The following is an 8,954-nucleotide window of genomic DNA, read 5'->3' as shown; positions in this document are numbered from 1 at the left end:
GTATGAATACTTAGTGAGAGGCATCACACCAAAAACATGATTTTGCTTATATAGGAATAGGAGGATGACAAATGAAGGAGCTCATTGGAACGTGCACATGCTGTAGTAAAGAAATCTATTGTATGGATGGTTTTTTTAACGGGATCCATACAGAAGAGAAAGAGCTCTATTGTTTTGAGTGTTTTGAGAAAAAGAGCAAAGAAAATCCGCAAAGCTGACTTTTGCGGATTTTTTACTATTAATCTTCATCCATAGATAAATCTTTAACTGGAACATTTTCTCCTTCTTTGTGGGTTGGCTTCCGTAAATTAAAGATTGCCTTAATACAGAATACTAACAATATCACTACACCAATTAAGAAAATGGTGTCAGGCACCGCGCGCCAAGTTAATAATGTTTCAACAATATCCTTTTGTAGGAAAGATGCTGAACGAGAAGCAGCATATCCATGAGTAAATGCTTCTTTAATTTGAATGAAACCAACTGGAAGTAATGATAGGAACACCATTCCTGCGAGTCCAACGTTTAACAGGATACAGCTGATTTTAATCCATTTATCATTCCATGCTTCTGGTTTCACAATGTTTCTTAATGAGTAAAGGAGTACTGCACATGCGAACATACCGTACACACCCATCATCGAACCATGGCCGTGTGCTGGGGTTAAGAATTGTCCGTGTTCGAAATAGCTGACTGCAGGTAAGTTAATTAAGAATCCAAGCACACCTGCACCAACTAAGTTCCAAATGGCAACTGAGATTAAGAACCAGAATGTTCCTTTGTAAGGGAAATTTACTCCCCCCTCACGCATCATTTTGTATTGCTCATATGCTTCAAGGATTAACAATGTTAACGGAATAACCTCTAATGCAGAGAAGACAGCGCCAAGAGACAGCCAAATTTCTGCAGAACCATTGTAGTAATAGTGGTGTCCGATTCCGATTACCCCACTGCCCAAAAGTAGAATCAATTGGAAATAAAGTTGTCTTACAGTAGATTTTTTCGTTACTAGCCCAAGTTGAACTAATAAGAAACCAATAACTACAACTGCAAACACTTCAAAAATACCTTCTACCCATAAGTGGATAATCCACCAGCGCCAGTAATCGGCAAATGTAAAGCTGGTACCTGGGTTGATGAATAAGGCAAAAATATAGAAGGCTGGAACAGCAATCGCTGAGTAGAATAATAGGTGAATCAATCCACCTTTATCTGTTTCTCGCTTAAGACCTGCCTTGACTCCACGATAAACGATAAACAGCCAGATAAGCATCCCAACAATAAGTATAAGCTGCCAAACACGACCTAGTTCAATATATTCCCATCCTGTATGTCCAAATAAGAACCACTGGTTTCCTAAATATCCATTTGCACCCAGCCATTCTCCAACCATACTTCCGGCAACAAGAACAACCAGTGCCCAGAATAAAATATCTACTAATAAACCTTGTTTCTTAGGTTCATACCCGCCAACAAGCGGTGCAACATAAATTCCCATTCCAAGCCATGCTGTAGCAATCCAGAAGATAGCCAACTGCAGGTGGTAACCTTTTGAAATATTAAATGGAAGAATATCATGAATCCACTTCATTCCGAAGAAACTATCTGGTTCGATATAATAGTGAGCAAGTAAAGCCCCAAACATACACTGTACAAAGAATAAAGCAGCAACAATCACAAAGTATTTCCCTGTTTTCACTTGTGAGCTTGTCACTGGCATTTTCCGTAGATCAATACGTGGGAAATTACCTTCCTTATACGCTTCCTGCATACCAAAATTATAACGATAGAACACAAACAGAATAATTCCTACCATTAATACAAATAATGTAATGCTGGCCCCGCTCCACCAAATTGCTGAAAAGGATAATTGGTTGCCTGCGTCTTCATAATATGGCCAATTATTCGTATAAGTAATTTTATCACCTTCACGGACTGTACTTGAGAGCCAGGCAGTCCAGAAGAAGAAATCTGATATTTGAGTGATTTGATCGCCTGCTGCAACATAAGCACGATCTGTTTTAGGCATGTCGCCTTCTTTAATTAGGTTGGGCTTTAATCCCCAGCCGTCACCTTTAGTGAATACCTCTTTATAATAATCTCTAACTCTTTCAAGTCCAAACGCCTGTGCATTTGTTAACTTCATAGTATCGCTGCTTGAGTCATAACGGTTTTTCCGCATTTCTTTGATTACTTTATTTTTTATTACTGATTTTTCATCATCATTTAAAGAAGCAAAGTATTTACTATATTGTTCATTTGCCTTAAAGTCTTGCATTCCCTCTGTATATAGCTTTAAAGCTTCCGCCGTATAGTCAGGACCCATATATGAACCGTGACCTAAAACGGTACCATAATCCATTAATCCGTACTTCTGAAAAACAGCCTGTCCACCCATAATGGAATCTTTTGTAAATAGAACTTCGCCTTTTTCATTGGTTACTTCGACTGGCCTTGGTGCTTGTTCTTTAAAAATCCAATATCCCCCAACTAGTAAAACAGTGAAGCTGAGTAATATCGTGATCACTAATACTGATTTCAGTAATGCATTTTTATTCGTCTTCACCACTTTTTTTTGTGGTGTTCCTCGTTGTATTTCCATAACCCTTCATCCTTTCGTATTTCAATACCTTTCGTATTGTAACTTTCACAAGTTCGACACAAAGTGAACCATTTCATTGTTTTCCTGTGATATTTTCCACACACCTGTTTAACTGAGAATAATTTTCATAAAAACTAGGTAACTATGATGGAGGTCACATTATTACAGGTAAAACATTGATACAATCTAACTAAATCATATTTACTAATACGAAGGTGATGTTAATGAGGCAAGAGTACATAATTAAAAGATTATCTGTTGTCCCTATCTTTAAAGAACTGTCAGCAGAAGAACTTGAGCCAATCGTAAAGATTGCACAAACTCGTTTTTATAAACAAAAGATGTATGTTTTTATGCAGGAGGATCCGCTTGACCGAGTCTTTTTTATTCATAGTGGGAAGATTAAGATTTGCAAAACAGATCTATCAGGTAAAGAACAACTAATTTCCGTCCTTGAGCCTGGCGAAATGTTTCCACATGCAGGATTTTTCAGAAAGGGCAATTTTCCAGCCCATGCTGAAGTAATCGTGGATGCTAATCTTATAATCATTCCGATTGATAAGTTTGAAGAAATCCTAATTACCTACCCAGAGCTTTGCATTAAACTCTTTAAAGTTTTAGGAGAAAAAATAGTAGATTTGCAAGGAAGATTAGAAGCACAAGTACTCCATAATACGTTTGAACAAATTATTTTACTACTTATTAGGCTTTGTAAATCTAATGGCGAAATGGTTGATGGTCGTTATAGACTCACCACACAGTTCACCAATCGTGAATTAGCTAATATGATTGGCACTTCAAGAGAAACGGTAAGTAGAACGATTAATCAAGTGAAAAAGAAAAACTTTGTTACGCTTGATGAAGAGGGTTTTTATCTGATCGACCGGGAAGCACTTCAACAGGAATTGTTCTATTAATAAATTGATCTCGATTATATAAAAAGGAGTTGTAAATACAATGGAGCGGAGAATTATTGAACTAGATGTACGAGAAGATTTAAAAAATAAAATTGAACCCTTCCAAAAAATTATGGAGACAATTAAGGAGTTAAAAGGAAATGATATTTTTATCCTTCATGCCCCTTTTAAACCCGTACCACTCTTCACGGTATTAAAAGCAAAAGGCTTCACCCACGAGGAAGAAGAAATAGATAAGAAGCATTGGAAAGTAACTTTCACAAAGTAAGCTTAAGGAAGAAGGGGAAATTGGATGATTTTAGATAATCGCGGTTTAGAACCGCCACAACCAATGATGAGAACCTTAGCTGCCTTGGAAACCCTAGAAGAAAACGAAACATTAACAATCATAAATGATAGAAGACCTATGTTTCTTTATGAGCAACTTGAGGAATTGGGTTATCAACAACGAACAGAACAACAAAGTGACGGAAGTTTTAAAATTGAAATCTTCCGGTAAGCGGGGTGAAAGAATCATGCTTCCTCAAAATTTGGGAAGTGAAACAAATATTAAACTTCCATTTTCATTTATTTTGTTTAGTTTAATTGCATTAGTAGTTTCACAAATTTTACTATTAGGCAATGGTCAATTAATGGCTTCAGGGACTTTTAGAATTCCTGTTATCTGGTCTTCAGCCCATTTATTAGTTTTAGGCTGGTCATTAATGGCCGCCATGGGATCGATGTATCAATTGGTACCAGTTGCTTTTCTAACTAAAATATGGAATGAAAAATTCGGATTTATTCAATTCTACGTAACGGCGATTGGAATTGTTTCATTTTCAGGGATGTTATATTGGTCGCCGCAAAATGCGATGCTACCTGGCATCCTCATGCTGGTTGGGATCTTAATGTTCTTATTCCAAATGTTTATGACCCTTAAAACACAAACAAAGCCGACTATTCTCACTGCTTTTGTAGGTTCAGCGCTAGTTTGTTTATTCATTACCATTTCCTTAAGGATTACCCTAATATATTGCTTAAAAACGGGTTTTGCTGGTGAATATTATCAATCCATCTTTAAAGCTCATTTGCTAATGGGGATTACGGGCTGGTTTACACTATTAATTTTCGGATTCTCTTACAAGATGGTGCCGATGTTTTCCTTATCCCATGGTTTTCCGATGGTTCAAGCAAAATATGTATTTGCCTTTTATATTTCCGGTCTTGTCCTATCGCTGATTGCATTCTTTACCAATAACAGTCTGCTATTGAAAATAGGGTTCTTTTTCCTCTTTGTTGGTTTTACTATTTTTAGCTGGCATATTAGCCTTATTATCAAAAAACGATTAAAAAAAACGTTAGATAAACCATTTACGTTCGCACTAGTATCGATTGGATTAGGAAATTTGGTTCATTTGGCTGCATTTATCATGCTATGTAATCACCAATTCACGAGCCCTATAGGAGCACTTGTATACGCCTATTTATTACTCTGGATCGTCTTAAGTATTGTTAGTTATTTATATAAAATCGTTCCATTTCTATGGTGGACCTATAAATATAGTAAGGAAATAGGAAAAAGCAAGGTCCCTTCTTTAAAAGAAATGATGAATGAAAAAATCGTTACCCCCTTGTTTTCAATATTTATTGTTGCTATTCTGGCAGTCTTTTGTGCCTTAACTTTTCATATAACTGTTCTGTTTAATGTCGGTCAGACCATCCTGTCGATTGTATTTATTATTATTGCATTCAGTATCCTTCGAGTTTTAAAACAATAGTGAGGTGTTTATGATGAATATCAAAGAAAAAATTATTAGCGCGTTAAAAAGTGTTTACGATCCTGAGCTTAACATAAATGTAGTCGACCTCGGCTTAATTTATAATATTGAGATTACAGAATCAAATGATGTTACGATTACGATGACGTTAACGACACTAGGCTGCCCGCTCCATGACAGCATAACAAGCGGGGTGCGTTATAGTGTCGAAGGGATTGAAGAAACAAATAAAGTAGATGTTAATCTGGTTTGGGAACCAGCATGGTCTCCAGATAAAATGACCCCTGAAGGACTCAAAGTATTAGGAAGATAATAAATGAAAACGGAAGCACCCTTTCGATGCTTCCGTTTTTTATTATGCTTTAGCTTCAGTAGGCAAAACTTCTTTAACCCTCTCTAATACATCTGGGTCGATATTTTCATTTACAAAAATATGGACCGCCCCTTGATCCTTTTCACTCCGAATCAAGCGTCCCACACCTTGACGTAAGCGAAGGAGCATATACGGTAATTCTACCTCGGCAAACGGGTTATCCACGCCAGCCTTTTTTGCCGTAAAGACAGGATCATTCGGTGGGAATGGAAGTGAAAAGATCATCACATTTTCAAGCGATCTCCCAGGAATATCTAAACCTTCCCACAGATGGATCGAACAAAGAATGGCATGTTCTTCATTCTGAAATTTAGAAACAAGTGTGCTTATTTCTTCATCGCCTTCAAAATAAATAGGGTATGGGACTTCTCCAGAAAGATTTTTCTTAAGATAAGCTAACTCCTCTTTATTATTGAGAAGAATTAATGCACGTCCCTCTGATTCTCGAATTCCTTTTAAAATATAGGCAATTTTACCGTCTATGTCTGCATGTTTAAAGGTAGGCAGGTAAAGGTCCATCTTATCATCGTAATCAAAAGGAGATGACACTGAGAATGATAGATAGTCATCAACACCAAGACTTGCTGAAATATAATCGAAGGATTTTTGATTTGCAAGCGTTGCAGACGAGAAAATAAACGGTTTTTTCTGTGTGAACACTTCTTCCCGCATTACTTCTTCAACCATTTTTGGCATAATAACTAGTGTCCGTTCTCCCCCTTTTTCTTCGAACCAAGTAATTCCATTTAACTCTTGAAGAAAAAGTGATAAAGAATAAGTGATTTGTTCCAAGTATTCCTCAACAATTTTCAAATCGTACTCATTAATAACATAAAGCTCACTTTCAAATACTAATTCCTCTTCTAATGATTGTAGAGTGGTCAGAAGTTTCCTGCATGTCTTCAATACTAGTGGATGCTTAGTAATCATTTGTTTTTCAGAACCCTGTGAAAGTGAGGAGAATTGTGAAATACCATCGAAAAATGCTTCATTATCTAATAAAGCCTCTTCTATTGTATATAAGGTTTTTTCACGGACTTCATTTTCCATTAGTCTTGTGAGCAGTGTTTCTAAGGTATAATCCGTAAATCGGTAGCTTAACGCTTTCTGTGCCGCATATTCAAGAAGGTGTCCTTCGTCAAAAACAACAGATGAATGTTCGGGTAATAACGGCAGTTGTCCTTCACGTTTTCTCGATTCTTTTGTCCATATATGCTCCATGTAAAAATCATGAGAACAGATAATTAAATCCTCAGAGTGGCGGTAATACTCTCGGTGCAAGGTCAGCCCACAACGGTGACGCTTCTCACAAGAAAAACAATCCTGGACAGCATCCCAGCTAACTTCACTCCACATCTCATCAGATAAAGTTGGATAGTCCCTTCTGTCGCCATATTTTTCAAAGGTTTGCATGGAACCAACAGTATGCACAAAATCAGGCAGGTTTTCATATATACTTGCAATCTCATCGGAAAAATCATTGTTCTTCGTTTGATCCAGCTTTTTTAAACAGAGATACTGATCTCGAGATTTAGCCAAGCGGACATCGATATCTAGTCCAAGAACCTTTTCTAACTTTGCAATATCTCCCTCTTTTTTCACCAATTGCTCAATTAAAGTCTCATCTGCACAAGCAATGACAGCCGGGCGATTCGTATAGCGTGCATACATGATCGCATAAAGCAAGTAAACAATGGTTTTTCCCGTTCCAACTCCTGCTTCAGCAAACATCACTTTTTTATCTTTGAAGGCATTTTCAAGTTGAAAAGCCATATATATCTGTTCATCTCTTAATTCGAATCCTGCTTCGGGCAATATATCATAGAATAAGTCACCGATCCATTCACCCAATTTTTCATAAAAGGACTCAGTTTTTGCAATCTCAAATGGCATACGTTTTTGCATGGTACCCTCCCCAAAAAAACTTTCATCTAATCCAACTTAAATAATGATTCATTCGAATTACTTGTCTTAATTTAAATCATCTTGACGAGGAGGTTTCTTTCCCCAATATTGATAAAGATCCGTACGAATAAAGCCATTAAAAAGTTTTCGCTTTTTTGTCGCGGGTTTACCATAAAATTGTTCGAACTGCTCGTTAGAAGTTAAGATATATTTAGACCATGTATCAAGTGCATTGAATGCAATGCCCATTTCTTTATACATCTGTTCGACTGCTTTTTTCTCCCCAAGTCTTTCACCATAAGGGGGATTCCCAACAATGACACCGTATTGCTTATTTGTAGAAATGTCTCTAACCTGCATTTGCTTAAATTGGATCAAGTCCCCAAATCCAGCCTCAAAAGCATTATCTTGGGCAATTTTCACCATTCTATGGTCGATATCTGTCCCTAAAATATCTAATGGCTGATCGTAATTTGCTAAGTCCTCCGCTTCATTTCTAGCGTCATCCCAAACTTGCGCTGGGATCCAATTCCAACGTTCCGATACAAATTCCCTATTAAAGCCTGGTGCAATATTTTGCCCAATCATTGCTGCTTCAATCGGAATTGTTCCAGAACCACAGAATGGGTCCATAAAGGGACGGTCTGCTTTCCAATTAGTGAGTAGAACCAGCGCAGCTGCAAGAGTTTCCTTTAGGGGTGCCTCACCTTGATCCACTCGATAACCGCGTTTATGCAGCCCTTGACCACTCGTGTCAATGGTTATAGTAGCAACGTCTTTTAGTAATGCCACTTCGATACGAAAATAAGCACCATTTTCTTCAAACCATGTACTTCGCTTATAGTGTTGTTTCATCCGTTCCACAACAGCCTTTTTAACAATTGCCTGGCAATCAGAAACACTGAAAAGCTTTGACTTAACGGATTTACCAACTACAGGAAATTCAGCATCCTCAGGTAAGAATTTCTCCCATGGAAGTGCCTTAGTTTTTTCAAATAGTTCATCAAAGGTGTACGCCTTAAATTCTCCAACCTTTATCTTTATTCTATCTGCTGTTCGAAGCCATAAATTACTGCGAGCGATTGCAGATTCATCCCCTGTGTAGGTGACCTTTCCATTTTCAACTTCACATTCATATCCCAATGCCCGGACTTCTTTGGCAACTAAAGCCTCCAGCCCCATGGCCGCAGTTGCTATTATTTGATATTTTCCCATTTTTTCACCCTTAATTGATTTCTTTAGTATGTATGGTTGTGTTTAATAAAATTATCTTTCATTCGCTTTCATTATGGACAAAAACTAGTTATTGAATGCAATATGTTTATCTATAATAATGGCTCTTTTAAACTTGCCTGCTGATTTCCGCTCCAGGCACGTGCGGTTCGCGGGCGGTCCGG

9 protein-coding genes are annotated in these 8,954 nt (G+C 37.4%); 6 read left to right on the top strand and 3 right to left on the bottom strand.

Annotated features, from left to right (window positions below; all coding sequences use genetic code 11):
* Nucleotides 1-71: 71 nt before the first annotated feature.
* Nucleotides 72-218, top strand: coding sequence for a hypothetical protein (locus V7659_RS28265; RefSeq protein WP_335543383.1), 147 nt, complete (start codon nucleotides 72-74; stop codon nucleotides 216-218).
* A 20-nt stretch (nucleotides 219-238) separates the two neighbouring features.
* On the opposite strand, the gene V7659_RS28260 is transcribed toward V7659_RS28265, so the two are convergent.
* Nucleotides 239-2,602, bottom strand: a complete 2,364-nt coding sequence (locus V7659_RS28260; RefSeq protein ID WP_335543382.1) for a nitric-oxide reductase large subunit — start codon at nucleotides 2,600-2,602, stop codon at nucleotides 239-241.
* Nucleotides 2,603-2,826: 224 nt separating this feature from the next.
* On the opposite strand from V7659_RS28260, the gene V7659_RS28255 reads away from it, so the two are divergent.
* The 5 genes from V7659_RS28255 to V7659_RS28235 are packed head-to-tail and all read left to right on the top strand — an operon-like array spanning nucleotide 2,827 to nucleotide 5,592.
* Nucleotides 2,827-3,519: a Crp/Fnr family transcriptional regulator gene (locus V7659_RS28255; RefSeq protein WP_335543381.1), complete on the top strand. Its 693-nt coding sequence runs from the start codon at nucleotides 2,827-2,829 to the stop codon at nucleotides 3,517-3,519.
* A gap of 40 nt (nucleotides 3,520-3,559) precedes the next feature.
* Nucleotides 3,560-3,787: a DUF2249 domain-containing protein gene (locus tag V7659_RS28250; protein ID WP_335543380.1), complete on the top strand. Its 228-nt coding sequence runs from the start codon at nucleotides 3,560-3,562 to the stop codon at nucleotides 3,785-3,787.
* Nucleotides 3,788-3,811: 24 nt separating this feature from the next.
* The gene (locus V7659_RS28245; RefSeq protein ID WP_335543379.1) at nucleotides 3,812-4,018 is read left to right on the top strand and encodes a DUF2249 domain-containing protein; all 207 of its coding nucleotides are present in this window, start codon (nucleotides 3,812-3,814) and stop codon (nucleotides 4,016-4,018) included.
* 16 nt (nucleotides 4,019-4,034) lie between these two features.
* Nucleotides 4,035-5,279 carry a hypothetical protein gene (locus tag V7659_RS28240; protein WP_335543378.1) on the top strand — a complete coding sequence of 415 codons (1,245 nt, stop codon included), beginning with the start codon at nucleotides 4,035-4,037 and terminating at the stop codon, nucleotides 5,277-5,279.
* Between the two features lie 13 nt (nucleotides 5,280-5,292).
* Nucleotides 5,293-5,592 carry a metal-sulfur cluster assembly factor gene (locus tag V7659_RS28235; RefSeq protein ID WP_335543384.1) on the top strand — a complete coding sequence of 100 codons (300 nt, stop codon included), beginning with the start codon at nucleotides 5,293-5,295 and terminating at the stop codon, nucleotides 5,590-5,592.
* Between the two features lie 42 nt (nucleotides 5,593-5,634).
* On the opposite strand, the gene V7659_RS28230 is transcribed toward V7659_RS28235, so the two are convergent.
* Nucleotides 5,635-7,557 (bottom strand): ATP-dependent DNA helicase, encoded by a 1,923-nt coding sequence (locus V7659_RS28230; RefSeq protein ID WP_335543377.1) that lies wholly within the window; start codon nucleotides 7,555-7,557, stop codon nucleotides 5,635-5,637.
* Between the two features lie 66 nt (nucleotides 7,558-7,623).
* Nucleotides 7,624-8,772: a THUMP domain-containing class I SAM-dependent RNA methyltransferase gene (locus V7659_RS28225; protein WP_335543376.1), complete on the bottom strand. Its 1,149-nt coding sequence runs from the start codon at nucleotides 8,770-8,772 to the stop codon at nucleotides 7,624-7,626.
* Between the last annotated feature and the right edge of the window lie 182 nt (nucleotides 8,773-8,954).

The sequence above is a fragment of the Neobacillus drentensis genome (genome assembly GCF_036966985.1).
Taxonomy (GTDB): domain Bacteria; phylum Bacillota; class Bacilli; order Bacillales; family Cytobacillaceae; genus Neobacillus; species Neobacillus drentensis_E.
This window is presented reverse-complemented; position numbering and strand designations above follow the sequence as displayed.

Excerpts from the sequence above, each read along its gene's own strand:
- V7659_RS28265 (WP_335543383.1), top strand. The coding sequence starts at position 72 with ATGAAGGAGCTCATTGGAACGTGCACATGCTGTAGTAAAGAAATCTAT.
- V7659_RS28240 (WP_335543378.1), top strand. The coding sequence starts at position 4,035 with ATGCTTCCTCAAAATTTGGGAAGTGAAACAAATATTAAACTTCCATTT.
- V7659_RS28230 (WP_335543377.1), bottom strand. The coding sequence starts at position 7,557 with ATGCAAAAACGTATGCCATTTGAGATTGCAAAAACTGAGTCCTTTTAT.
- V7659_RS28225 (WP_335543376.1), bottom strand. The coding sequence starts at position 8,772 with ATGGGAAAATATCAAATAATAGCAACTGCGGCCATGGGGCTGGAGGCT.
- V7659_RS28250 (WP_335543380.1), top strand. The coding sequence starts at position 3,560 with ATGGAGCGGAGAATTATTGAACTAGATGTACGAGAAGATTTAAAAAAT.
- V7659_RS28255 (WP_335543381.1), top strand. The coding sequence starts at position 2,827 with ATGAGGCAAGAGTACATAATTAAAAGATTATCTGTTGTCCCTATCTTT.
- V7659_RS28245 (WP_335543379.1), top strand. The coding sequence starts at position 3,812 with ATGATTTTAGATAATCGCGGTTTAGAACCGCCACAACCAATGATGAGA.
- V7659_RS28235 (WP_335543384.1), top strand. The coding sequence starts at position 5,293 with ATGAATATCAAAGAAAAAATTATTAGCGCGTTAAAAAGTGTTTACGAT.
- V7659_RS28260 (WP_335543382.1), bottom strand. The coding sequence starts at position 2,602 with ATGGAAATACAACGAGGAACACCACAAAAAAAAGTGGTGAAGACGAAT.